This window comes from Streptomyces sp. NPDC060028 (assembly GCF_042736725.1).
In the GTDB taxonomy this organism is placed as follows: Bacteria; Actinomycetota; Actinomycetes; order Streptomycetales; family Streptomycetaceae; genus Streptomyces.
In genome coordinates this window covers 15,463-39,324 of record NZ_JBHWVJ010000057.1, presented here as the reverse complement: position 1 = coordinate 39,324, position 23,862 = coordinate 15,463, and the positions used below count along the sequence as shown (strand labels likewise).

The window sequence follows — 23,862 nt, the reverse complement described above, 5'->3', positions numbered from 1 at the left end:
CTTCTGGTCCAACCACCGCGTCCCGTGGCGCCCATGAGCCGCAGCCGCCCCGCCCGCGCGGTGGCACCTGATCACCGGACGGAGTCCGGCACGCCGCCGCAGGCGGCCAACGGAAACAGCCCGGACGGCTGGGAGGCGATGATGTCCACCTGGGACTTCTGGTGCAACCACCGCGTCCCGTGGCGGCCATGAGCCGCAGCCGCCCCGCCCGCGCGGTGGTGACCCGGGGCGCTCCCTCAGCCCGGGCTCGTCGTGCCGTGCAGCAGTTCCAGCCGCTGCTGGGCCAGTTGCAGGTGGCGGGGTTCGAGGGAGGGCAGCGTGCGCAGGAGCCGGATGAGTTCGGGTCCGGCCTCGATGGCCGCGGAGGGTTCCCTGAGCTGGGTCCAGCAGTAGAGGGCGCCGGTGGCCGCCGCGCGTACGTCGGGTGCGTCCGGCGGCTGCCGGGCCAGCCGGATCCGGCTGACGCGGGTCCACAGCCGGGTCGCGAGCCCGAAGTCGCCCGCCATCCGGGCGAGGTCGGCGCGGATCTCCAGCCAGTCGACCGCTTCGGCGGAGGCGTGGCCGTGGGTCTGCAGTACGTACTGCTCCCACGCTTCGGCGAGGTCGGCCGCTTCGTCGTGCCGGCCGGAGCTGGCCAGGTCGTGGATGTGGGGCCGCGGGTCGCGGGGAGCGACCTCGACGGGAGCCGCCGGGACGGGGTGGTCCCCGCGTACGGGTTCCCGGCGCTGGAGCGGCAGGGTCTGCCCGTGCCCGCCCCGGGCGGCGTGCCCCGCGCCCGGCGCCGCCGGGAACGCGGCCCCGAGCTCGCGGGCCGTGGGCAGGACGAGGGCGCCCGGCGGCAGTGCGGCCGCTCCCGCCGCGAGGGCGTGCAGTTGCAGGTTGGGCGGCCGGACCGGGCTGCTGCGGAGGTGGTCGATCCAGTGCCGCGTGTAGCTGCTCACGGCGTTGCCGTTGCCCGCGAATCCCGGCGGGGAGACCACTCCGTACACCTCGGCGGACGGGGACGCGGGCAGGCTGCCGTACTCCTGGAGCAGCGGCCACGCCGCCCTGTCCGCGGCCAGGTCGAGCAGTACGGTCGTCAGCCCGGCCGGGCGGCCGCGTAGCTCCGTACCCAGCCACTCCCACGGCAGCGCCGTGTAGCGCACGGAGCCGGCCGTCGTGCCCGCCAGCGCGAGGTGCAGGCTGTTGCCGCGGCGGTCGACGACGAGCCGTCCCGAGAGATAGACCAGCAGCGGCCCCGGCGCGGCCGCGGCCGTGCGCAGCCGCATCAGCACCAGGTTCGGGTCCCGGGCCCCGTCGAGATACGTCGTGTCGCACGGGACTTCGCTGTTCAGCAGCGCCGGGACCGGCACCACTCCGATCGCGGCCAGGTTGGCGCTCGGCGCCACCTGGACGCTGCGGCGACGTACAGCGGCGTCCCCCGCTATGAGGAGCACGTGCCCGCGCTGCTGTTCCAGCCCGATGTTCTGCATGAGCAGACGGTACTCATATCCCCCGGGGTGCGGGGGCGCCCGCGCTGTCCCCGCGCGCTCTTGCGCGGCGTTGGACAATGGACGGTGGCCCGGATGGCCCGCATCGATTTTCAGACGCGCGCAGACGCGCGCAGACGCGCGCAGACGCACGCAGACGCACAGACGCCCGCAGACGCACCCGCAGCAGGAGGACACGCATGGCAGAGCCCGAGCGGACCGAGCGGAGGCTGCGGCCCGCGCCGCTGCTCTTCGAGCCCTCGGAGGCCGTCACGGATCCGGAGCACTTCTTCGACCTGGAGTCGATCGAGGACCCGCGCGAGCTGCTGGCCCGCGCGACCGAGCTGACGGTCGCCTTCCGGGCGGCCCAGGAGCGGGCGGTGGAGTTCCAGGCCCTGGCCGCGGCCCAGCTGGCCGACCCGAGCCGGTTCGACCGGCTGGACCCGGCCGCCATCGCGGAGCAGGCGCAGTGGACCGAGGACTACGCGCGCAAGATGATCGAGTTCGGCGAGTCGCTCCAGCGGGGCGGCGACGCGGACGACGCCTGACCGCGGGCGCATGTCACACATGGCATATGCGGGGCGCAACATACCCCAACCCGCCCCCTCCTGTCCCGGTTTCCGGTAACTCCCGGAAACCGGTCCGCTACCGCGGGTACATCTGGCATATGACGACCCTGACCGGCTGCCCCGCCCCCGACGTACGCACCGCCGCGCCCGCCGCCGCCCACGTCACCCCGACGGGCGCCGCCTGGCTCGCCTCCGCCTCGGCCGACCCGGGCAGCACCCTCGCCGTCTGGCAGGCCCGCCCCACCGCGCCCGCCGTACTGCCCTGCGGAACCGCCTTCGACGTGGTCAACGTCCCGGCCGTCCTCGGGCGCCGCATGCTCGACCTGCTCTGGAGCGAGGGCCCCGGCTCCGGGCCCGCCGCGGTGCACCGCGGCCGGACGCTGCTCTTCGCCGCCCCCGGCACCGCCCACCGCCTGCCGGCCCTGCTGGCCTGGGAGGAGTGGGGCACTCCGGTCCCCGCGCCGCTGTGCCACGGCCACGGCGACGCCGTCACCGTGCCCCCGCTCGCCGCCACCCCGGGGCCGTCGCGGTGGCTCGTGGCCCCCGACACCCGGCTGCCCTGGCTGCCCGGGCCCGAGGCGCTCCTCTGGTCGCTGGTGCGCGCCGCCCGAGCTGCCCGAGCTGCGGATATCGATTTTTCGGATCGCCGATCCGCCTGCTAATGTCTACGACGTCAGCAGGCGCCGCTAGCTCAGTTGGTTAGAGCAGCTGACTCTTAATCAGCGGGTCCGGGGTTCGAGTCCCTGGCGGCGCACAGACAGGGAAAGGCCCCCACGCGAGTGGGGGCCTTTCTTCGTTCACGTCGTGATCTTCACCGTGTACGCGCCCGACTGGGTCCGGTCCGCCACCTCGATCGTGATCCGCTCGCCCGGCACCGTGAACCGCTCCCCCACCTCCAGCGGCGCATCCGCCAGCGGCGGGTACACCGACCGTTCCCAGCAGGCCTCCGTGTCCGGATGCGCGTCCATCACCTCGATCGGTCCGCCGCCCGACGCGGCCTCGTTGCGGACCCGGTAGACGAGGACGCCCTCGGTGCAGGTGTCCCCGTCGTTGCCGGTGGAGCCCCGCGCCTCGATGGCGATGGCGCTGCCGGAGCTGGTACGGACCACCGCCAGCCGGGTCCCGCCCGTACCGCCCTGCTGCGGGGCCTGGGCCAGCGGCTGGAGGGTGTGCAGCGAGGAGCCGGAACGCACGCAGTCCACCTGGGCGTCGTCCAGCCAGCCCAGCTTCCACTTGTGCCAGGCGAAGAGGTCCGGGGCCATCCCGAACTGGCTGCCCATGACGTCCCAGTCGCCGACGTACGTGTCCCAGTCCCCCTTGCCGTCGGTCGGCCGGTGGTAGAGGTCGGGCAGGTCGAAGACGTGCCCGGTCTCGTGCGCCAGCACGTTCCGGTCGGGCGGGTGCTTCTCGAACACCGTGACGATCCGGCGCAGCTGCGCGCCGTCCGCGACGATCGGCCGGTCGAAGTTGACGACCTTGGTGGCGTCGGAGTCCACGCCGGGCGCGTCCGGGTCGGCGACGAAGTACACGACGTCGTACCGGTTGAAGTCCACCTCCGGGTCGGCGGCGGCCACGGCGTCCCGCAGGTAGGCCGCCCTGTTCTCGGGGGCCCAGTCGCGCTGTATCCCGTACGCGGTGGACGACTTGGGCATCTGGACCCAGTGCTTCTGCGGGTGCGGGACCAGGCGGAAGCGCCCGTACGAGGCCCGCTCGAAGAAGTCGCTGGTCGCCGGGAAGTAGTCGCCGGTCAGCTGCTCCGTGGTGAGGGTGGTCCGGTGGTCGGGAAAGGAGAGGAAGACCATGACCGCATTGAGCGTGCGCTCGGGCTTGGGGTAGGCGGCGTTCCAGGAGTCCAGACCCAGGGAGTGGTGCGCCGACGTACGGGTCAGCGCGCAGGGTCCGGCCCCGGTGGCGGCCACCGCGGGCCCCGCGACGAGCGACATGGCGGCCAGCGCCGTCAGGGAAGTGAGCGCTGCCGCCGTACTTCGCAAGCGGGAGCGTTCCACTCCCCCGGGTGTCTGCTGTCGCGGCACATCGACCTCCGGTGATGGATTCGTACCTCTTCATCCACCTTGGGGTGATTGTCTTACTAACGCCCAGTTCCGCTGCCCCACACGGGTGAGCACTACGGCAAGTCGGTGACGCCGCACCTCGGGCACATGCCTACGGAACGTGATGGCCGATCACGGGAGATCAGCCACCGCCATCGGCGCTCAGAGCCACGCAGAAACGATCAATCGCGGACAGGGCGACGATCCGTCAGCTTGGCGTCAGCCCAGGGAAGTGCCGTGCCCCACACGGCGACGCCGCTGGATAGGCCGTCCGGCTGCCTCTATGATCGGCACACTTTCCTGCACGGACACTCACAAGCACTGCGGGAGCCAACGGTGAGCGGAACCCCAGAAGGAACCGGTTCGGCGGCCGACAGCATCCGACCGGCCATTACGGAGCGTCACCCCGCAGTGTCGGCAACGGCAACTCCGGTCCGCTCCGAGTCCGAACTGCGCGATTACCGGGCCGCCTTCAACGCGGCCCACCTGGCCATGGCCGTCGTCGACCGGGACGGCCACGTCGTCGCCGCCAACCAGGCCCTGGCCGGCATGCTCGGCACCGAGCCGCACGCGCTCGTCGACCGGTCCGCCGCCGACCTGGTGGACCTGGCCGCGGAGGCGCGCACCTGGCAGGCGTACCGCGAGGTCCTGCGCGGCCGCCAGGCCAGACTGCGCTGTACCCGCCGGCTCAAGCACCCCGACGGGCACTCGCTGTGGACCGAGGTGACGGTGGGCCCCGTACCCGGGACCCGCGACGTCCTGATGTCCGTCGCCGACATCAGCGACCGGCGCGACCTCCAGGCCCGGCTGCGGCACCTCCAGATGCACGACCCCGTCACCCGGCTGCCCAACCGGGCGCTGTTCTTCGAGCGGCTCTCCGCCGCCCTGGAGGCCTCCTCGTACGAGCACGGCGGCACCGGCCGGATCGGCCTGTGCTACCTGGACCTCGACGGGTTCAAGGCCGTCAACGACACCCTCGGCCACCGCGTCGGGGACCGGCTGCTGACCGCCGTGGCGGCCCGGCTGACCCAGTGCGCGGACCAGTCCGGGTACGGGCGCACGAGCGGGCACCTGGTGGCCCGGCTCGGCGGCGACGAGTTCGCGCTGCTGGTGGAGGAGTCCACCGGCACCGAGCAGCTCGCGGAACTGGCGCGCAGCGTACTGGCCGCCGTACAGGAGCCCTTCGACCTGGCGGGACAGCGGCTTTCGGTCTCGGCCTCGATCGGGGTGGTGGAGCGGGCCGCGGCCGGGACCTCGGCGACCGGGCTGATGCAGGCCGCGGACACGACGCTGTACTGGGCGAAGGCGGACGGCAAGGCCCGCTGGACCCTCTTCGACCCGGAGCGCAACGCGCACCGCATGACGAGGCAGGCGCTCTCGTCGACGCTGCGGCCGGCCGTGGAGCGGGGCGAGTTCAAGCTGGAGTACCAGCCGCTGGTGGATCTGGAGAGCGGAGCCGTGCGCGGGGTCGAGGCCCTGGTCCGCTGGAACCACCCGCAGTTCGGCACACTGACGCCGAATCGGTTCATCGGAATTGCGGAAGAGGACGGCTCCATCGTCCAGTTGGGCCGCTGGGTACTGCAGACCGCCTGCCGGCAGGCCCGGCGCTGGCAGATCGAACAGCCCAGCGACTCCCCCGTCTTCGTGTCCGTCAACGTGGCGGTGCGCCAGGTGTGGGACTCCGACCTGGTCGGGGACGTCGCGGAAATCCTGGCCGACACCGGACTGGCGCCGCAGCTCCTGCAGCTGGAGCTGACGGAGTCGGCGGTGATGGGCTCGGCGGGGCGGCCGCTCCAGGCCCTCCAGGCCCTGAGCGACATGGGCGTACGGATCGCCATCGACGATTTCGGCACCGGGTACTCGAACCTCGCCTACCTCAGCCGGCTGCCGGTCTCGGTGCTGAAGCTGGACGGCTCCTTCGTCCGGGGCTTCCGCTACGACGAGGGCGCCCACCCGAACCCGGCCGACGAGACCATCGTGGAGGCCCTGGTCCAACTCGCGCACCGGCTGGGCCTGACGGTGACGGCGGAGTGCGTGGAGACCGCCGGCCAGGCGGCCCGGCTGCGCCGCGTGGGCTGCGACACCGGGCAGGGCTGGCTGTACTCGCGCGCGGTGGCCCCGGAGCGGATCGCGGAGATGATCGGCGCCCGGCCGGGGATCCTCCCGTAGCGGCGGGGCCTTCCGCGCCGGCGGGGCCTTCCGCGCCGGCGGGGCCTTCCGCGCCGGCGCGGCCCTCGCGCACCCACGCACACGGCCGCCCCCGCCTCCCTGGCGAGGAGGTGGGGGCGGCCGGCGCTCGGCGCGGGGTGGGGGGAGATCAGCAGGCGCCGAGGTCCTTCCAGACACCCCATTCACCGGTGGTGCCGGGCACCTCGTTCTGCGTCCACCACTGGGCCTTCCACTTGTGGCCGGTGTACGAGACCTCGCTGCCGCCGGTGTAGACGGTGCCCGCGACGTAGGCCGCGGCGGTGCAGCCCGAGGTGGGCGGCGTCGACGGCGGGGTCGTCGGAGGCGTGGTCGGCGGGGTGGTCGGAGGCGTGGTCGGCGGGGTGGTCGGAGGCGTCGCGGGCGGGGTGGTGGGCGGCTGCGTGGTCCCGCCGAGGGCGTCCGAGATCTGGTTCAGCAGCGTGGTGTTGGCGTCCAGGCCGAGCAGGGAGTACATCATCGCGCCGGCCAGGCCGCGCTGCTTGCCGTAGTCGACGCGGGCCTGGACGGACCGCTGGTTCAGGCCGGTGAAGAATTCGCCGTCCTTGAAGAAGTACGAGGCCTTGGCCTGGTCGTCCCAGAAGGTGTTCGCCGGGCTGTCGACGATCCCGCCGAGCTCCTTGTAGAGCGCGATGCCGGCCTGCTGGCTGGTAGGCCGGGCGGCGGAGGCCTGGGAGGCGGGCTGGGCGAGGCCGTTGGTGGCGCCGGCCTGCACGCCCTTCCAGCCGCGGTAGTAGAACTCGTAGCCCAGCGTCAGCTTGTTGGCGGGGAAGCCGCCCGCGATGCCGTAGGCCGCGTTGCCGTCGAGCCAGGAGTCGATGGCGTTCTTGATGCTGTACTTCTCGCTGCCCGGCGCGATCGGGTCGGTCGGGTCGGCCGACGAGGGCAGCAGCGGGGACTGGTGGTAGGTCGGCCCGTCGGCGTCCCAGGCCCCGTGCATGTCGTAGGTCATGATGTTCGCGTAGTCGAGGTACGCGCCGATCTTGTCCGTCTCGATGTTCTTGATCTTGTCCTGGCCGGCCGGGAGCGCGGAGGTCAGCAGGTACTTCTTGCCGCCGTTCGCCGCGCCGTAGGCGTCGAGCTGGGTGCGGAACTCCTTGAGCAGGAGCGTGAAGTTCTGCTTGTCCTCGGGGGCGTAGTGGTTGCCGAGGTGGCCGCCCGCCGAGCCCGGGTACTCCCAGTCGATGTCGATGCCGTCGAAGATGCCGGCCGCGCTGCCCGCGCCGCCGTAGCCGCCCTCGACCGGCAGGTTGCCCTTGATGTACTGGTCGATGCAGGAGGAGACGAGCTTCTTGCGGGAGGCGTCGGTCTTGGCCGCGTCGCTGAAGTACTTCGAGTACGACCAGCCGCCCAGCGAGAGGTTGATCTTCAGGTTGGGGTACTTGGCCTTCAGCTGCTTGAACTGGTTGAAGACGCCGACGATCGGCTGGTCCCACTTGTCGGCGACCCCGCTGACGCTGTCCGCGGCGCTGAAGGACTTCTGGTAGTCGGCGTACGAGTCGCCCGCGCCGTCACCGGCGTTGGGGTTGTTGTCGTCGCCCGCCGCCTTGTTCGCCTCGAAACAGGTGAGGTCGGTGGGGTGGATGTTGCCGAAGGAGTAGTTGATGACGTCCAGCTTGCCCGCTATGCCGCGGGTGTCGAGGTGCTTGGGATAGAAGGCGTTCCCGTACACGCTCCACTGGTCGTAGTAGGCGATCTTGACGCTGCCGGCCGCGGCGGTGGTCGAGGCGTCGGCGGCCGCCGCGGTACCGAGCCCCGCGAAGGTGGCCAGCGCTCCGGCTGCCAGCGCGGCCGTGGCGGCGGCCGCGATGAGGGGTTTACGGATGTGCATGAACTGCCTCCGGGGGGTGGGAGGGGAGAGCAAAAGGTTCGGGTGGGAGAAGTGATAGCGATCACCCGAGCCCCGCGTCAATGGTTTGGACCAAAGAAGGACTAGACCACTCGCGGACCAGATCCCCACGTCAGAGACTTGAGGGCACGTCAAAAACCGCTCGCCACCCCGGGTGACGAGCGGTTTAAGGTTGCCTTCAGCCATGCCCCCGCAAGGTTTCGGCAACAAACCAGCCGAACTGCGTTCGCATACGGTCAACCGGCCACGGGAGCCTGCACCGGCATCCCGTACGCATCTGCGACGAGCCCGTACGAGCGCAGCCGGGCGGCACCGCTGTGGGCGTTCGCGGTCAGCATCAGCTCGTCGGCGCCGGTCCGCTTCGCCAGGTCGTCGAGTCCGGAGCGGACCTCGTCGGGGGTGCCGTGGACGATGTTGGCGAGCCAGCCGTCGACGAACTCCCGCTCCGCCGGGGCGAAGGGGTACGCGGCCGCCTCCTCGGGCGTCGGGACCAGCCCGGGCCGCCCGGTGCGCAGCCGCAGCATCGACAGCGCGCCCGTCAGCACCTGGGCGCGGGCCTCCCCGGCGGTGTCGGCGGCGAGCGCGGCAACCCCGATCACGGCGTACGGGGCGTCCAGCGCGGCCGAGGGGCGGAAGCTCTGCCGGTAGAGGTCGAGTGCGGGCAGGGTCCCGGCGGCCGAGAAGTGGTGGGCGTACGCGAAGGGCAGCCCGAGCTCGCCTGCGAGCCGGGCGCTGAACCCGGAAGAGCCGAGCAGCCACAGCGGCGGGCGCCCGGCCGGCCCCTGGACCGGGCCCGGTACGGCGTGCACGCGGGCGTACGGGTGCCCGTCGGGGAAGTCGTCGTCCAGGAAGCGGGTGAGCTCCGCGAGCTGGCGGGGGAACTCGTCGGCGGACTCGTCCAGGCGTCCGCCGCGCAGCGCGGCGGCCGTGCGCCCGTCGGTACCCGGCGCACGTCCGAGCCCGAGGTCGATCCGCCCCGGGGCGAGGGCCTCCAGGGTGCCGAACTGCTCGGCGACGGCGAGCGGGGCGTGGTTGGGCAGCATGACCCCGCCCGAGCCGAGCCGGATCCGGGAGGTGTGCGCGGCGAGGTGGGCCAGGATCACGGCCGGGGAGGAGCTGGCGACCCCGGGCATGGAGTGGTGCTCGGCCACCCAGTGGCGGTGGTAGCCGCGGGACTCGGCGAGCCGGGCGATCTCCACGCTGGTGCGCAGGGAGGCGTGGGCGGTGCTGCCCGCGCCGACGGTGACGAGGTCGAGTACGGACAGGGGCACCGGGGCCCGCCCGAGGGCCGTGCCCCGGATCCCGTCGCGGTCGACGTCCGGCCGGTTCCCCGTACGGCTCCCCTGTTCCTGCGCGTCCCCGGTGTCACTCATCGTCGCTCCCGCCTCGCATTGCCGTTCGTACGACATCCGTACGTCTCTGTACGAAGATTTCGAACTCTCGACGGCGACCAGGCATTCCCGGCACAACGGGAAAGTGCGCATGCCATTGGCATATGCCAGACGGGTAGATCCAGGCAGGGGGACATGATTGAGCCATCAATCTCCTCAACAGGCGCTCCACGTGAGCCGCTTGATGGCTATCGTGGTAGAGCAAGCGGTAACAACCTGCTAGGGGGAAACCGTGGCGCTGAAGCCCGAGCCGACCGCGCCGTTCCACTCGGTGCAGTACGCCCTGCGCGTACTCGAAACGGTCGCCCGCCATACCGGCGGCGTGACCGACGTACAGATCGCGCGTGAGACCGGCCTGCCCGCGGTCCATCTCGCGCCGATGCTCCTCATGCTGCGCCGAGAGGGATACGTGCTCCAGGTGTCGGACGGCGCCTACTCCATAGGCGACTCCCTGGTGCTCCTCGGCTCGGGCGTGGACCGGCAGGCGGCCCTGCAGAGCAAGCTCCAGGAGACGCTGGACCGGCTGCGGGACTCGGTCGGCGCGGCCGTCTACATCAGCCGGTACGTGGACGGCGAGGTCCGGATCACGCAGTTCGCGGACAGCCCGCGCACGCCGAAGGTGCACGAATGGGTCGACTTCCGCTCGGCGGCGCACGCCAGCGCGGTGGGAAAGTGCCTGCTGACCCAGCTCGACCTGAACGGCCGGCGCGACCACCTCTCCCGGCACAAGATCGCCCGGCTCACCTCGAAGACGATCGTGAACGAGCGGATCCTCTTCTCGAAGCTGGACAGTCAGCCGGCCACCGTGCCGATGCTCGACCTCCAGGAGTACGCCGTGGGCACGGTCTGCGCGGCCGTCCCGATCACCGCCGGGGCCTCGGTGGGCTGCCTGGCGCTCTCGCTGCCCGTCGAGCACGCGCACCGGCTGCGGGCCGCCGCGGACGTGCTGAACCGGAAGGCCGCGCCGCTGCTGCTGTCGCTCACGCTGTGAGGCGCGCGGACCGACCGATGGACTGGCCGACGGGCTGGCCGAAAAGCATCGGAAAACACTTCGGGCGGTTCCCGGTGAACCGGAAACCGCCCGAAGTACAGGTGCGCCGCCAGGGACTCGAACCCCGGACCCGCTGATTAAGAGTCAGCTGCTCTAACCAACTGAGCTAGCGGCGCCTGACAGAGAAAATACTACCTGGTCGTACGGGGTGCTCAAAACCATCACCCGCGCTCCAGGAGGGCCAGGCGGTCCTGGGCCCGGTAGGCCGCCAGGAGCCCGGCCAGCGCGGTCTCGTCCAGGGGCCGGTAGGCCCCTTCGCCCGCCGGACGCCACCAGACCGGGTCGGGGCACAGGAACCCCGTGCTCCGCAGGGCCACGCGGTGCACCTTGTTCGTCGCGGTCACCGGCATCCGCGGGAGCACCCGGACGTAGCGCGGGGACATCTTCGTCCCCAGGTCCGGCTGCCCGGCCAGGAAGGCGGCGAACGCCTCCGGGGAGAAGTCCGCCCCCTCCCGCAGGGCCACGGCCGCCATCACCTGGTCGCCCGCGACCTCGTCCGGGACCGCGTACACGGCGACCGCCGCCGCGTCGGACCAGCGGGCCAGGATGTTCTCGATCACCGCCGCCGCCAGGTTCTCGCTGTCGACCCGCAGGCGGTCGTCCGTACGGCCCGCGAAGTAGAGGAAGCCGCGGTCGTCGCGGAAGAAGAGGTCGCCGGTCCAGTACCAGCCGTCGCGGGTGCGGGCGGCCTCCGCGTCCGGGTTGCGCCAGTAGCCCTCGAAGAGGCTGCGGCCCTTGTTGACCAGCTCGCCTATCGCCTCGGCGCCGTTCAGCAGGCGCCCCTGCGGGTCGAGGACGGCCGCCGGGCACTCCAGGCCGCTCTCCGCGTCGATCACCGCCAGGTCGTCCCCCGCCCCCGCGCGGCCCAGCGCGCCCGGCGGGGTGTCCGGCGTGCGCTGCACGGAGGCGCCGCCCTCCGTGGCCCCGTACCCCTCGACCAGCCGGACCCCGAAGCGCTCGGCGAAGCGCGCCGCGTCCACCGCGCCCGCCTCGGTGCCGAAGCCCAGGCGCAGCGAGTGCGCACGGTCCTCCGGGCGGGGCGGGGTCGCCAGCAGGTACTGGACGGCTCGGCCGACGTAGGTGAAGTACGTCGCCCCGTACGCCCGTACGTCGTCCAGGAACGCGGACGCGGAGAAGCGGCGCCGCAGCGCCACCGAGGCCCCGCCGGCCAGGGCGGGCAGCCAGTCGGCGATGACGGCGTTGCCGTGGAAGAGCGGCATGCAGATGTAGTGGACGTCGTCCGGGGTCACCGAGAAGTGCCGTGCGAGGGAGGTCCCGGCGCCGGCGAGCCGGCCCTGGGTGCAGATGGCGGCCTTGGGTGCGCCGGTGGAGCCCGAGGTGAAGTAGAGGAGCAGCCGGTCCGCCGGTCCGGGCGGGCGGCCGGCCACCGTGGCCTCGCCGGGCTTGGCGGCCGCGTACGGGGCGAGCAGGGCCGCGTACTCCTCGGTGTCGGTCACCAGGATCCGTACGCCGGGCAGCGCGAGCCCGTCGAGCAGCGGGAGGTGGGCCCGCTCGGTCACCAGGATCCGGCACTCGGTGTGCAGGATGTCGCGGGCCAGCTCCGGGCCGCGCCGGGTGGGGTTGATCCCGGCGACGGCGGCCCCCGCGAGGGCCGCCGCGCCGAGCCAGAACGGGAACTCGGGGGTGTTGTCGAGCAGCACCCCGATGTGCGGCTCCGCCCGCGGCGGCAGCAGGTCGACGAGCAGCGCGGCGCGCGCGGCGGCCTCCTGGACGGTCCGGTGGTGGCTGAGGACGCTCTCCTCGCACGCCAGTCCTGGCCGGTGGTCGCCCCATTGGCGCGCCATGAGCTCCGCGACGGTTCCGGGTGTCGTCCGCATGCCGCCGGAGGGTAGCTGACGTACCGTCAGAATTGAACGTCGGAGCAGGCGTAGAAGGCGTTCGCCGTGTCGTTGATCGTCCAGACGGCCAGGATCAGGTGCCGGCCGGACTTGCCGCCCGGCATCGCACCCTGGTGGACGGTGGTCATGGCGGGGCGGGCCCCGTTGTAGGCCACCGTGAGGAAGGGCTGGGGGTCGAGGGAGGCGCGGGTGAGGGGCTTGGTGGGGTCCCAGCCGTTCTTGGTGACGTAGTACTTGAAGTCGGTGGTGGAGTGGTTGGCGGTGAACTGCCACCGGAAGGAGTAGCTCTGCCCGCTGGTCACCTTGGTGGTGGGCCAGGCGCCGCCCCGGGGGTTGTCGAGCTCCGCGAACTGTGGGAGGCCGGCCGAACACATCTTGCCGTCGGCGGGGCCGGCGGCCGGGAACCCCTTGGGGCCCTCGACGCTCTGCGGCTCCCACTGGATGGCACCGCAGTCGGCGACGGTCTTGTTGGCGCAGAGCTTCTGGCGGCTGATGGGGGTGTCGGTGTAGCCGTGGCCGCTCGCGGTGGGGGCCGTGATGAGCGTGAGTGCGGTCACGACGCCGAGGCCGACCGCGGCGGCGCCGGCCTTCCTGGCCTGGCCGGATCTGCCGGTTCTGCCGGATCCGGGCATGCGGATGTTACGCATGATGCTCCTTGAACGTGGGGGGAGTTCGGCGAGAGCGTGCGCACGCGTGGGGATTATTCAGGTCTAGACCAAGTCCCAGATTATTGACGGGAGTTGGCCGTGTCCATACCAACGGAAGAACGGGTGGTCCGGTCCTTTCCGGCTCCACCCGTTCTCCTGGTCCCCCGAGCCCCCGGCCCGGCCTACTCCGCGCGTCCCGTGTAGAAGGCGACCGTGAGGTCCTTCACCAGGGCCTTGCGCTCGTAGTCGTCCAGCTCCACGAGCCCGCGCGAGGTGAGGCGGTGGACGGTGTCGTCGACCGCGTCCACCACCGAGGTCAGCACCGTGTCCCGGTGCTTGGCGTCGATCGCCGCGACCCGGCGCCGCCGCATGGCCTCGGCGACCTCGGGGGCGTACTCGATCCGGGTCGGCTGGGCCGAGTACACCTCCACTCCCACGGCCTCGGTCTCGGCCGCCAGCATCCGGGTGAGCGCGTCACCGACGGCCTCGGCGTCGCGCAGGGTCGGGGCGTCCTCGTGGAAGGCGTCGGCCGGGAGCTGGGACAGCACCCGGGCCATGGCCGACTCCACCTGCTCGGCCAGGTACTCGGTGTGGTCGGCCACGGCGAGCGTGGCGCGGGCGGTGTCCTTGACCTGCCAGACCACCTGGACCACGACCTGGAGGGCGAGGCCGCCCGAGTCCACGGCGGGCATCGGGTCGCTGCGCCAGTGCCGCAGCCGTACGTCGACCCGGCGGCGCAGCAGCAGCGGACTGACCCAGGTCAGGCCGGTACGCCGGACCGTGCCGCGGTAGCGGCCGAAGAGGGTGAGCACCCAGGCGTGCCCGGTCCGGGCGCGGCCCAGCCCGCCGAGGGCGAGGAGCGCGACGATGCCGAGGAAGGCGAGCGGCGGCCAGTGCGCCGCCCGGAGCCCCTGGTAGGCGCGGGGGGTCGCGCCGAAGGCGGCCACGAGTTCGGCGGGGACGGCCCCGGCGCGCCAGAGCACCGCCGCGCAGCCGCTCAGGGCGATCGCGCCGACGGCCACGCCGATCCAGCCGGGGACGACCGGGCCGTGGTGCTCGCGGAGCCGGTCGTCCCCGCGCGGCACCCGGCGCCCGGGGGCCGGCCGCGGGACGACGGGCCGCCTGACCGGGGCGGGCGGGACGGGCGGGACGGGCCGGGCGGGGGCCGCGACCGCGCGGAAGGGCAGGTGCACCGGCACCTCGGTCACCGCCGTGCCGCGGCCCGGGCCGACCGCGGGCAGGTCCTGCGTGTCGTCGTCCTCCTCCATCACCCGCGCCACGGCCCGCGCGACGATGTCCGCCACCCCGGGCCCGGGCACGCCGGCCGGCTCGGGCGTCCCGTCCCGCTGCACCACCGGGGCCGTCGGCGGGGGCGCGTACGCGGGCTCGGGCGCCGGGGCGGGCTCCGCCGCGACCGGCTCGGGCGCCGGAGCGGGCAGGTCCCGTACGTACGGGGCGACCGGGTCCGCCACCGGCGCCACCACCGGGTCCGGCACCACGGCCACGGCCACCGGTTCCGGCCACGGCTCCGGGCCCTCCGCCGGCGCCGGCGCCGCCGCCGTCGGCTCCGGCTCGGGATCGGGCTCCGGCTCCGGCTCCGGTTCGGGCGCCGCCGTCGGCGCCTCGGGGACGTACAGCGCGGCCTCGTCCCCGGCGCGGTGGTGCTGCTCCGCGCCGGCACGGACCACCGCGGGCCAGGGGCGCCGCTGCCCGTACGCGGGCTCGGCCGCGAGGACGGATTCGGGTGCGCGCAGGCGCTGGGTGGCCACGTCGGCGTGGGCCGCCTCGTCGTGCGGGTGCGGGAAGGGGTGCGGGATGTCCGCTCCCGGAGCCTGCGGCGCGTGAACCGGCTCGGCTCCGCTCTCCACCCGCGCCGCCGGTACGTCACAGGCCGGCTGCTCCGGGGCTCGGGCCGCGGCGGGTTCCGGCTCGGCCGGGAGGGCGGCGGGTTCCGGCAGGGCCGGGGGCACCCGGAGGATGCCCGTGGTCGATGTGGTGCGCGTGGGGTACATCGTTGCCTCCGTCATGCGAACAGCCGGCGCCAGGTTTCCGGGCCCGGGATGCCGTCGGCCGAGGCGCCGCGCCAGCCCTGGGCGCGCTGGAAGGCCTCGACGTTGCGGCGGTCGGTCTCGCCCCAGCGAGGACCCGGGCCGGATGTGTAGTTCTTGCCGAAGCCCTTCTTCACCAGCTGGCGGCCAAGGGCGGTGATGGACGGGTGGGACGACCCGGGCCGGAAGACCGACCGGCCCGGATGGGCGGGGACCCCCGACGGGCCCGGTGTGCCGCCCGCACTGCCCGGCGTGGGCAGGATGTCCTTGCCCTGGTGCAGGGCCAGCAGCCGCCAGGTGTGCTCGCCCGGGATGCCGTCGGCCTCCGAACCCGTCCAGCCCTGGGCGCGCTGGAAGGCCTGGGTGGCCAGCCGGTCGGAGTCCGTCCACAGCTTGGACGCGCCCTTGGGGTAGAAGCGGGCGCCGCCGCGCTCGATCAGCAGTCCGCCGAGCTGGGCGACGTACTCGTTGTCGGCTCCCGGGCCGAACTTGGAGGCGCCCGGGAAGGTCGCCGAGACCACCGGCTTGGCTCCCGGCGCGGGTGCCTCGGCGACCGGCGGCTCGGGGACGATCCCGCCCGTTACCCCGTTGAACCGGTAGGGGATGTACTTCAGCGAGTTGTTCCAGTAGCCGTACGGCGTGGCCTGCTTCCGCGTGATCGGCCGGGTCTGCTCGTAGGCGACGTAGTGGGTGCGCGTCTCGTCGACCCAGCCGCCGAAGAGCACGACGTGCGAGCCGTTGTTGGGGTCCGCCGGGTTGTGGAAGAGCAGCATGTCTCCCGGCAGCAGCTCATCCTTGGTGATCTTCGTGGCGAATGTGCCGAGGCTGCCGGTCCACTCGTTGGAACCGAGGTTCCAGGCCATCGAGACGTAGCCCGAGCAGTCCTGCCGGTAGCCGTCCGCCCAGTACTCGGACATGCTGTACGGGACCTCCGCGTCCAGCCACAGCTTCGCCCGCTTGATGATCGTCGTGCGGTCGATCGGCTTCACGGCGGGCGGCGCGCCGGGGCGCCCGGGCCTGCCGACCGGCCCCGGCTTCGCCGGACGGCCGTGCAGCGGGGACTTCGTGCCCTGCGGCGAACCGGGGTCGTCCAGCGAGACGGCCTCGGGGCCCGGCGTCGTCACCGCCACCGCGGCCCCGCCGCCACCGCCCAGGACCACTCCCGCGGCGGTGGCCAGGACGAGCACCCGGCGGGCCCCGCGGACAGCGGGGTGACCTCCGTCGCGCAGCGGTATGGCCCGGCCGCGGGCGAGGGTGCGACGGCGCTGCGCGCAGCCCCGGCACGCGCAGTCGCCGGCGGGCTCGTACTCCTCGAAGACCGGCATCGGCATCCGCATCGCCGCCGGGGTCGGCGTCGTAGTCGGTGTCTGTGCACACACGTGCGTCGGAGGCTGCATCGTCATGCGGTTCCGTCCACTCCCCTGCTCGTCCGCTGGTCGGCCGGGCGCCGCATCTGGCGGGGCGTCAGATGTGGCCGGGCCCAGACATATCGTGCACGATAAACACCCCAAACATGGGTTAATCGGACAACGCGGGCGCGGCTGGTCACGAGCACATCCGGAAGTGCTGTAAAGTTTTCTCTGTCAGCAAGCGCCGCTAGCTCAGTTGGTTAGAGCAGCTGACTCTTAATCAGCGGGTCCGGGGTTCGAGTCCCTGGCGGCGCACAGACGGAAGAAGCCCCCCGCAGCGAGAGCTGCGGGGGGCTTCTTCGTCGTGCCGTACGGACCTACAGTGGCGGGCGGATCTCACGCCGCCGTGCCCGGCCGGACCGTGACGCCCGTCAGATAGGCCGACACGACCACGTTCGCCGTGTACTGCTTGACCGCCTTGTCGTAGGTGCCGCCGCAGGTCACCAGCCGCAGCTCGGCCCGGCCCTTGACCCGCTGGCCGTACGCCTTGTCCGGGTCGAAGCCCGCGCGCTCGTGGACCCGTACGTCCTCGATCGTGAACTCCGCGACCGAGCCGTCCGCCCGCACCACGCGCACCCTGTCGCCCGGCCGCGCCGAGCTCAGGCCGTAGAACACCGCCGGCTTGGACTTCGTGTCCACGTGCCCGACCATCAGCGCCGTCCCGGCCGCGCCCGGCTGGGGGCCGCCGCGCCACCAGCCCACCGCGCCCGGCTGTTCGTACGGCGGCGGGTCGATCGCGCCCTGGGCGTCCAGGTCCCGGGCCATCACCGGGGCCTGGATGCCCATGGACGGTACGTCGACCCGTGCGGGCGCGGCCGCCTCCAGCGGGGCGTGCGCGGCCGGCAGGCCCGCCGCCGCCGAACCGCCGGCCTGGCCGGTGAGCGGGCTCGGGACCCCGGTGATCTCGCGGCCCCAGAGCCACAGGCCGAGCACCAGTACCGACCAGGCGGCGAAGGTCAGCAGCCGTCCGCTGCCGGTCGCCCGGCCCTCGTTCACTCGCCGCTGCGGCGGCGGCGCAGGGTCAGCGCCCGGCCGGCGACCGCCAGGGTGGCCACGGCGGCGAGGATGGCGCCGATCACCGTGTGCGGCAGGCCCGGGCCGTCGCCCCCGTGGTTGTGCTTGGCGGCGGCGGCCAGTTCGGCCGCGTCGGCGAGCTCCGCGGCCATGCCGCCGCCGCCCGCGTGGACGGGCCAGACCGGCGTGTGGTGCGGGTCGGGGTGGTGCTCGCGGCGGCTGACGATCTCGATGGAGCCCCACTCGCGTTCGCCGCCCTGGCCGCCGCACTTCACCCGGATGTCGTGCCGGCCCGGCTCGGCCCAGGAGCGGATCATCGCGTCGCCCCACAGCGTGCGGCGGTCGTCGCCGCGGCCGGAGGACAGCCGGACCTCCGACACGAACACGGGCGACTGGGCCACGGCCCAGTCGTCGTCACAGCCGTGGACGCGCAGTTTGACCTGCGCCCCCGGTTCGGCCGGGTTGGGGTCGGCCGAGACGCTGCCGCGGTTCCCCTCGTTCGCGAGGGCGACGGGTGCGGTCACGGTGGTGAGGGCCGTCAGCGCGACGGCCACCCCGGCGGCACGGAGAGCGATCGGATCGGTGCGCATGGTGAACCTCCTCAACAAGGAGATTCACGTGCGGCGCGCCGCTCCGCATCCGGAGCGGCGCACTCTTGGCCCGTACGAGTCAGCCGACGCCCTAAACCAGATCGACCAGGTCAGCGATGGAGTTCACCGTCTTGGTCGGGCGGTAGGGGAACTTCTCGGTGTCCAGGGCGGAGGTCAGACCGGTCAGCACGAGGAAGGTCTGCATCCCCGCCTCCAGCCCGGCCAGTACGTCGGTGTCCATCCGGTCGCCGATCATCGCGCTGCTCTCGGAGTGCGCGCCGATGGCGTTCAGACCCGTCCGCATCATCAGCGGGTTGGGCTTGCCGGCGAAGTACGGCTTCTTGCCGGTCGCCTTGGTGATCAGTGCGGCGACCGCGCCGGTGGCCGGCAGCGGACCCTCGGCGGAGGGGCCGGTCTCGTCCGGGTTGGTGCAGATGAAGCGGGCGCCGCCGTTGATCAGCCGGACGGCCTTCGTCATGGCCTCGAAGCTGTACGTACGGGTCTCGCCCAGGACCACGTAGTCGGGCTCGTGGTCGGTGAGGATGTAGCCGATGTCGTGCAGGGCGGTGGTCAGGCCCGCCTCGCCGATGACGTACGCCGTGCCGCCCGGCCGCTGGTCGTCGAGGAACTTCGCGGTGGCCAGCGCCGAGGTCCAGATGTTCTCGACGGGGACGTCCAGGCCCATGCGGCTGAGGCGGGCCTGGAGGTCGCGCGGCGTGTAGATGGAGTTGTTGGTCAGCACCAGGAAGGGTTTGCCGGACTCGCGCAGCCGCTTGATGAAGGCATCGGCGCCGGGGATCGGGGTGCCCTCGTGGATGAGGACCCCGTCCATGTCGGTGAGCCAGGATTCGATCGGCTTGCGCTCTGCCACTGGACTGTTCTCCGCTCTCGGTGGCGTCTGACCTCTGTGACCTGTGGTCTCTACCACCCTATCCGGGCCGCGCCGCGGACGCGGTCGGTGTCCACGGCCCGGACGGATCAGCCGAGCCGGACGTCATCCGCGCCGAGGGTCCGTCCGGACGGCGCTGCGTCAGCTGCCGGTGGCCGACTTCCAGGCGTCGACGTAGCCGGTGAGGTTCTTGTCGATGTCGGCCCAGTCCGGTTCGAAGACCTCGACCCCGGCCATGATCTTGGTGAGCTCGACGGCGTTGGCATCGGTGGGCTTGACGTCGCCGCGCGCCGGGAAGCCGCCGCCGACCCCGCTGACCAGCTTCTGGGCGTCCTCGCTGAGCAGGTAGTCGAGGAGCTTCCTGCCGTTCTCGGGGTGCGGGGCCTTGTCCACCAGGCCGGCCGCGTACGGGAGGGCGAAGGTCGTGGGTCTGGCGCCGTCCTTGGCCGGGAACCAGATGCCCAGGTTCGGCATGGACTTGGACTGCGCGAAGTTCATCTGGACGTCGCCGTTGGCGACGAGGAGCTCACCCTTGTCGGTCTTGGGCGCGAGCTTGCTGGTGGAGGAGGACGGGCCGACGTTGTTGGCCTGGAGCTTCTTCAGGTACTCCATCGCCGGGTCCTTGCCGCCGAAGTCGTGCATCGTCTTGATGAGCACGGCGGTGCCGTCGCCCGCGACACCGGGAGTGGAGTACTGGAGCTTGCCCTTGTAGTCGCCGTCCAGCAGCTCCTCCCAGGTCTTGGGGGCGGAGCCGAGCTCCTTCTTGTTGTAGACGAAGCCGAAGTAGTTGTTCATGACCGAGGTCCACTTGCCGTCGGCGGCCTTGTCGGCGCCGTTGACCTTGTCGGAGCCCTGCGGCGCGTACGCCTGCAGCAGGCCCTTGCCGTCGGCCTGCTGGATGAACGGCGGCAGTGTGACCAGCACGTCGGCCTGCGTGTTGGTCCTCTCGCGGACCGCCCGCTGCACCATCTCGCCGGAGCCGCCCTCGACGTACTTGACCTCGACGCCGGTCTTCTTGGTGAAGTCGGCGAAGACCTTGTCGTACCAGCCGTCCCCCTTGTCGCTCTTGAGGCCGTCGGCGCTGTAGACGGTGACGATCTTTGCGCCGCCGCCCTGGGAGCCGGCGGAGGCGGAGCCGCCGCAGGCGGTGAGGGGGACGGTGAGGGCAAGGCAGCCGGTGACGGCGGCCGCGGCACGGAGCGTGGGCTTGCTGGGCATGGAACTTCCTTACCGGGAAAGGGAGTCAGCGGAGAATACAGAAGGCGGCTGAGCGGCACGAGACTTCAGCGGCACGAGGCTCAGCGGTACGAGGCTTTGGTGCGGATGCGCGAGACGGCCAGCAGCGCCAGCAGGGTGGTGGCCATCAGGACCACGGCGACGGCGGAGCCGCTGAAGAGCGAACCGCGGTCGGTGGCGGTGAAGATGCGGACGGGCAGGGGCAGCCAGTCCGGCGGGTAGAGCATCATCGTGGCGCTCAACTCGCCCATGGACAGGGCGAAGCAGAGCCCGGCGGCCGCCGTGAGGGAGGGCAGCAGGAGGGGCAGTTTGACCCGCCACAGCACGTACGAGGGGCGGGCGCCCAGGGAGGCCGCCGCCTGCTCGTACGCGGGGTCGAGACGCACCAGGGCGGCCGAGACGGACTGGTAGGCGAACGCCGTGACGAGGATCGTGTGCGCCAGGATCACGATCGAGCTGGTGCCGTTGAGCAGCAGCGGGGGCTTGCTGAACGCGACGAGCACGGCGAGGCCGACGACCACCGACGGCACGGCCACCGGCAGCATGAACAGCGCGTCCAAGGCCCGCTTGCCGCGCCCCCGCAGCGTGCCCGCGGCCAGCGCCGCCCAGCCGCCGACGGTGAGGGCGAGCAGGCTGGCGGCCAGGGCGGTGACCAGTGAGGTGGTCAGCGCCTGGAGGGATTCGCCCTGGACGGCGGCGGCGTAGTTCCCGGTGGTCGGACCGGAGGGGAAGGCCCCGGACCAGTGGGTGGCGAAGGAGGCCGCGACCACGACGAGCAGGGGCAGGGCGAAGAGGGGCAGGAAAAGGAGGCCGAAGAGGGCCCAGGCGGCCCGGCGGCCGGTCTTGCTATGCACCAGCACGCTTGCTCACCACCCGGTAGAGGCCGAACAGGCCGACGGAGATCGCGATGTTGACGACGGCGACCACACAGGCTGCCGGGTAGTCGGATTCGAGGATCGCCTTGCCGTAGATGAGCATCGGGAGCGTGGTGACGTCCTTGGCTCCCGTGAAGAGGACGATCCCGAACTCGTTGAGGCACATGACGAGGACGAGGCTGCCGCCGGCGGCCAGGGCCGGGAGTGCCTCCGGGAGGATCACCCGCCGCACGATCCGGCCCGGCTTCGCGCCGAGTGAGGAGGCCACCTCCAGTTGGGCGGTGTCCAGTTGGGAGAAGGCGGCGAGCAGCGGGCGCATCACGAAGGGCGTGAAGTACGTGATCTCCGCGAGGAGGACGCCCCACGGCGTGCTCAGGAAGCGGAAGGGGCCGTCCGCAACGCCGAACACGTCGGTCCACAGGCCGTTGGCCATGCCGACGGTGCCGTAGAGGAAGAGGAGGGCGAGGGTGATGAGGAAGGAGGGGAAGGAGAGGAAGACGTCGATGAACCTCGCGACCGCGCGCGCCCCGGGGAACGGGACGAAGGCGATGACCAGAGCGAGTGCGAAGCCGAGGAGCAGGCAGCCCGCGGTGGCGCCGACGGCCAGCCACACCGTGGTCCCGAGGGCCTCGCGGAAGCCGTGCGAGGCGAAGACGGAGGCGTACGCGTCGAAGGCGCCGCCGCCGTTGTCGGGGGTGAGGGACTGCCGGACCACCAGCGCGAGGGGGTAGAGGAAGACCGCCGCGAGCAGGGCCACGGGCGGCAGGGCCCACACCCCTCGGGGCAGCCGGGCCCCCTGCGGGGCGGCAGCGGGTGCACCACCGGGCAACGTCGGCGATTGCGGCGCGGGGTCCGGGGCAGAGCCCCGAGCCTCCCCGGAGGGGGCCCCGGCCGGGCCGCCGGGCTCGGCGCGGGACGGCCGGCTCGCGGCGGCGGGGGTCCGCCGCGTGGCCTCAGGCATCGGACACCCCTGCGGCCAGCAGCACGGCGTCGCGCGGCTCGAAGTGCAGGGTCACACGGTCGCCCAGGGCCGGGGTGTCGCGCAGTTCCGGGAGGTCCGCCTTGACGCGGTGGCCGCCGACGTCGACGTACAGCCGGTGCGTCGAACCGCGCCACTGCACCTCGGCGATGGTGCCGCTCAGGGCGTTGGGGCCGTCGCCGAGGCCGAGCAGGTGCGGCCGTACGCACAGGGTGGCGCTCGCGCCGACGGCGGCCCGGCCCCGGTCCAGTTCGAGCGTGCGCCCGGCGAAGAGCGCGCCGCCGTCGGCCACGGTCACCGGCAGCAGGTTGGCGTTGCCGACGAAGGAGGCGGTGAACTCGGTGCGCGGGGCCCGGTACAGCTCCTGCGGCGTACCGCAGTCCTGCAGCCGGGCCCGGTCCATGACGGCAATCCGGTCGGCCAGGGTCAGCGCCTCGACCTGGTCGTGGGTGACGTAGAGGATCGACACGTGGGGCAGTTCGCGGTGCAGCCGGGCCAGTTCCGCGAGCATCCCGGAGCGCAGCTGCGCGTCGAGCGCGGAGAGCGGCTCGTCCAGCAGCAGCACGCCGGGGCGGATGGCGAGCGCGCGGGCGATGGCCACCCGCTGCTGCTGCCCGCCGGAGAGCTCGCGGGGGTGGCGCCTGGCGTACGCCGCCATCCCGGTCATCTCCAGGGCCTCGGCGACCCGGCCCGGGATCCCGGACCTCGGGGCCTTTTGCGCCCTCAGCCCGAAGGCGACGTTGTCCTCGACCCGCATGTGCGGGAAGAGCGCGTACTGCTGGACGACCATGCCGATGCCGCGCTTGTGGGGCGGCAGGGCGGTGACGTCCCGGCCGCCGATCAGCACCCGGCCCGCGGCGGGCCGGACGAAGCCGGCGACCGCGCGCAGCGCCGTGGTCTTGCCCGAACCGGAGGGGCCGAGCAGCGCCATGACCTCGCCCGGTTCGACGGTCAGGTCGAGGCGGTCCAGGACGGTGTTGCCGCCGTAGGCGACGGAGACCGAGTCGAAACCGATGCCGCTCACGCGCCGGACCTCCGGGCCAGCAGCGCCGGGAGTTCGGCGACCGAGCCGAGGACGTGGGTCGCGCCGTGCTCCTGCAGGGCCGGGCGCCCGTGCGCCCCGGTGAGGACGCCGGCCACGATCCCGGCGCCGGCGCGGCTGCCGCTGAGCATGTCGTACGCCGTGTCGCCGACGACCACGGTCTGGCGTACGTCGGCCACGGCGCCGGTGCGCAGGAAGGCGGCCAGCACCATGTCGGGGTAGGGCCGGCCGCGGCCGCCCGCGTCGGCGGGGCACAGGGTGAGGTCGGCCAGGTCCTGCCAGCCGAGGGCGCCGAGGATGGCGTCCTGGGTGACGCGGGCGAAGCCGGTGGTCAGGACGACGGTGCGGCCGTCGGCGCGGAGCTGGTCCATGGCTTCGCGGGCGCCGGGGAGCGGGGCGACGAGGCCGTCGTCGACGAGCTCCCCGTAGGCCTCCTCGAAGGCGGAGTTGGCGCGCCGGGCGAGCTCCTGCGTACCGAAGAGGTGGCGGAAGACGGAGATCTTCGACTCGCCCATGGTGTCGCGGACGTACTGGAGCTTGGCGGTGTGGTCGGCGCTGCCGGGCTCGACGCCGAGGGTTTCGGCGGCCCGCTCGAAGGCGCGCTCGACGAGACCGCCGTCGGCGACGGTGGTCCCGGCCATGTCGAGGACGACCAGGTTCTTGTTGTCGGTGTGTCGGCTGCTCATCTG

At 72.7% G+C, this 23,862-nt stretch carries 20 protein-coding genes, 3 tRNA genes and 1 pseudogene; 7 read left to right on the top strand and 17 right to left on the bottom strand.

Annotation, left to right across the window (positions count from 1 at the left end):
* A partial coding sequence (locus ACFWBF_RS25435; protein ID WP_385605910.1) for a hypothetical protein occupies positions 1 to 192 on the top strand: 192 nt, incomplete at its 5' end.
* A 44-nt stretch (positions 193 to 236) separates the two neighbouring features.
* On the opposite strand, the gene ACFWBF_RS25430 is transcribed toward ACFWBF_RS25435, so the two are convergent.
* Positions 237 to 1,472: a hypothetical protein gene (locus ACFWBF_RS25430; protein ID WP_385605908.1), complete on the bottom strand. Its 1,236-nt coding sequence runs from the start codon at positions 1,470 to 1,472 to the stop codon at positions 237 to 239.
* Positions 1,473 to 1,669: 197 nt separating this feature from the next.
* On the opposite strand from ACFWBF_RS25430, the gene ACFWBF_RS25425 reads away from it, so the two are divergent.
* From ACFWBF_RS25425 to ACFWBF_RS25415, 3 genes and pseudogenes are all read left to right on the top strand, one after another.
* Entirely contained in the window at positions 1,670 to 2,017 is a 348-nt protein-coding gene (locus ACFWBF_RS25425; protein ID WP_385605906.1) for a hypothetical protein, read from the top strand.
* 119 nt (positions 2,018 to 2,136) lie between these two features.
* Positions 2,137 to 2,728 (top strand): annotated as a pseudogene (locus tag ACFWBF_RS25420) (bifunctional DNA primase/polymerase).
* Positions 2,719 to 2,792, top strand: a tRNA-Lys gene (locus ACFWBF_RS25415). Before ACFWBF_RS25420 ends, ACFWBF_RS25415 begins: the two are co-directional and overlap by 10 nt.
* Before the next feature lie 43 nt (positions 2,793 to 2,835).
* Here the strand turns inward: ACFWBF_RS25415 and ACFWBF_RS25410 are convergent.
* Positions 2,836 to 4,071: a M6 family metalloprotease domain-containing protein gene (locus tag ACFWBF_RS25410; protein WP_385605904.1), complete on the bottom strand. Its 1,236-nt coding sequence runs from the start codon at positions 4,069 to 4,071 to the stop codon at positions 2,836 to 2,838.
* 354 nt (positions 4,072 to 4,425) lie between these two features.
* Between ACFWBF_RS25410 and ACFWBF_RS25405 the strand changes: the two genes are divergently transcribed.
* Complete coding sequence (locus ACFWBF_RS25405) at positions 4,426 to 6,258, top strand: putative bifunctional diguanylate cyclase/phosphodiesterase (RefSeq protein ID WP_385605902.1); 1,833 nt, start codon at positions 4,426 to 4,428, stop codon at positions 6,256 to 6,258.
* A gap of 148 nt (positions 6,259 to 6,406) precedes the next feature.
* Here the strand turns inward: ACFWBF_RS25405 and ACFWBF_RS25400 are convergent, their stop codons facing one another.
* Both ACFWBF_RS25400 and ACFWBF_RS25395 read right to left on the bottom strand, forming a co-directional pair.
* The gene (locus tag ACFWBF_RS25400) at positions 6,407 to 8,125 is read right to left on the bottom strand and encodes a glycosyl hydrolase family 18 protein (RefSeq protein WP_385605900.1); all 1,719 of its coding nucleotides are present in this window, start codon (positions 8,123 to 8,125) and stop codon (positions 6,407 to 6,409) included.
* Positions 8,126 to 8,379: 254 nt separating this feature from the next.
* Positions 8,380 to 9,516 (bottom strand): LLM class flavin-dependent oxidoreductase, encoded by a 1,137-nt coding sequence (locus ACFWBF_RS25395; protein WP_385605899.1) that lies wholly within the window; start codon positions 9,514 to 9,516, stop codon positions 8,380 to 8,382.
* 250 nt (positions 9,517 to 9,766) lie between these two features.
* Between ACFWBF_RS25395 and ACFWBF_RS25390 the strand changes: the two genes are divergently transcribed.
* Positions 9,767 to 10,525: an IclR family transcriptional regulator gene (locus tag ACFWBF_RS25390; RefSeq protein WP_385605897.1), complete on the top strand. Its 759-nt coding sequence runs from the start codon at positions 9,767 to 9,769 to the stop codon at positions 10,523 to 10,525.
* Positions 10,526 to 10,627: 102 nt separating this feature from the next.
* On the opposite strand, the gene ACFWBF_RS25385 is transcribed toward ACFWBF_RS25390, so the two are convergent.
* From ACFWBF_RS25385 to ACFWBF_RS25365, 5 genes are all read right to left on the bottom strand, one after another.
* Positions 10,628 to 10,701 (bottom strand) — tRNA-Lys (locus tag ACFWBF_RS25385).
* 45 nt (positions 10,702 to 10,746) lie between these two features.
* Positions 10,747 to 12,423: an AMP-binding protein gene (locus ACFWBF_RS25380; RefSeq protein WP_385605895.1), complete on the bottom strand. Its 1,677-nt coding sequence runs from the start codon at positions 12,421 to 12,423 to the stop codon at positions 10,747 to 10,749.
* Positions 12,424 to 12,449: 26 nt separating this feature from the next.
* The gene (locus tag ACFWBF_RS25375; protein WP_385605894.1) at positions 12,450 to 13,091 is read right to left on the bottom strand and encodes a lytic polysaccharide monooxygenase; all 642 of its coding nucleotides are present in this window, start codon (positions 13,089 to 13,091) and stop codon (positions 12,450 to 12,452) included.
* Positions 13,092 to 13,273: 182 nt separating this feature from the next.
* Positions 13,274 to 15,103: an SPFH domain-containing protein gene (locus tag ACFWBF_RS25370; RefSeq protein ID WP_385605892.1), complete on the bottom strand. Its 1,830-nt coding sequence runs from the start codon at positions 15,101 to 15,103 to the stop codon at positions 13,274 to 13,276.
* A gap of 11 nt (positions 15,104 to 15,114) precedes the next feature.
* The gene (locus tag ACFWBF_RS25365) at positions 15,115 to 16,470 is read right to left on the bottom strand and encodes a peptidoglycan-binding protein (RefSeq protein ID WP_385605926.1); all 1,356 of its coding nucleotides are present in this window, start codon (positions 16,468 to 16,470) and stop codon (positions 15,115 to 15,117) included.
* Between the two features lie 259 nt (positions 16,471 to 16,729).
* Here ACFWBF_RS25365 and ACFWBF_RS25360 point away from each other — a divergent pair.
* Positions 16,730 to 16,803: transfer RNA gene (locus tag ACFWBF_RS25360), tRNA-Lys, on the top strand.
* A gap of 81 nt (positions 16,804 to 16,884) precedes the next feature.
* Here the strand turns inward: ACFWBF_RS25360 and ACFWBF_RS25355 are convergent.
* From ACFWBF_RS25355 to ACFWBF_RS25320, 8 genes are all read right to left on the bottom strand, one after another.
* The gene (locus tag ACFWBF_RS25355; protein WP_385605890.1) at positions 16,885 to 17,544 is read right to left on the bottom strand and encodes a class F sortase; all 660 of its coding nucleotides are present in this window, start codon (positions 17,542 to 17,544) and stop codon (positions 16,885 to 16,887) included.
* Entirely contained in the window at positions 17,541 to 18,152 is a 612-nt protein-coding gene (locus tag ACFWBF_RS25350) for a hypothetical protein (RefSeq protein WP_385605888.1), read from the bottom strand. Before ACFWBF_RS25350 ends, ACFWBF_RS25355 begins: the two co-directional genes overlap by 4 nt.
* A gap of 91 nt (positions 18,153 to 18,243) precedes the next feature.
* A complete protein-coding gene (locus ACFWBF_RS25345; protein ID WP_385220591.1) occupies positions 18,244 to 19,023 on the bottom strand; it encodes an HAD-IIA family hydrolase in 780 nt (259 codons plus the stop codon).
* Positions 19,024 to 19,182: 159 nt separating this feature from the next.
* Positions 19,183 to 20,259, bottom strand: a complete 1,077-nt coding sequence (locus ACFWBF_RS25340; RefSeq protein ID WP_385605887.1) for a 2-aminoethylphosphonate ABC transporter substrate-binding protein — start codon at positions 20,257 to 20,259, stop codon at positions 19,183 to 19,185.
* Positions 20,260 to 20,339: 80 nt separating this feature from the next.
* Positions 20,340 to 21,137: an ABC transporter permease gene (locus ACFWBF_RS25335; RefSeq protein WP_385605885.1), complete on the bottom strand. Its 798-nt coding sequence runs from the start codon at positions 21,135 to 21,137 to the stop codon at positions 20,340 to 20,342.
* Positions 21,124 to 22,113 (bottom strand): 2-aminoethylphosphonate ABC transporter permease subunit, encoded by a 990-nt coding sequence (locus tag ACFWBF_RS25330; protein WP_385605883.1) that lies wholly within the window; start codon positions 22,111 to 22,113, stop codon positions 21,124 to 21,126. The genes ACFWBF_RS25335 and ACFWBF_RS25330 overlap by 14 nt, the downstream gene beginning before the upstream one ends.
* Complete coding sequence (locus ACFWBF_RS25325; RefSeq protein WP_385605881.1) at positions 22,106 to 23,155, bottom strand: ABC transporter ATP-binding protein; 1,050 nt, start codon at positions 23,153 to 23,155, stop codon at positions 22,106 to 22,108. The genes ACFWBF_RS25330 and ACFWBF_RS25325 overlap by 8 nt, the downstream gene beginning before the upstream one ends.
* Positions 23,152 to 23,859 (bottom strand): phosphonatase-like hydrolase, encoded by a 708-nt coding sequence (locus tag ACFWBF_RS25320; RefSeq protein ID WP_385605879.1) that lies wholly within the window; start codon positions 23,857 to 23,859, stop codon positions 23,152 to 23,154. Before ACFWBF_RS25320 ends, ACFWBF_RS25325 begins: the two co-directional genes overlap by 4 nt.
* Positions 23,860 to 23,862 lie beyond the last annotated feature (3 nt).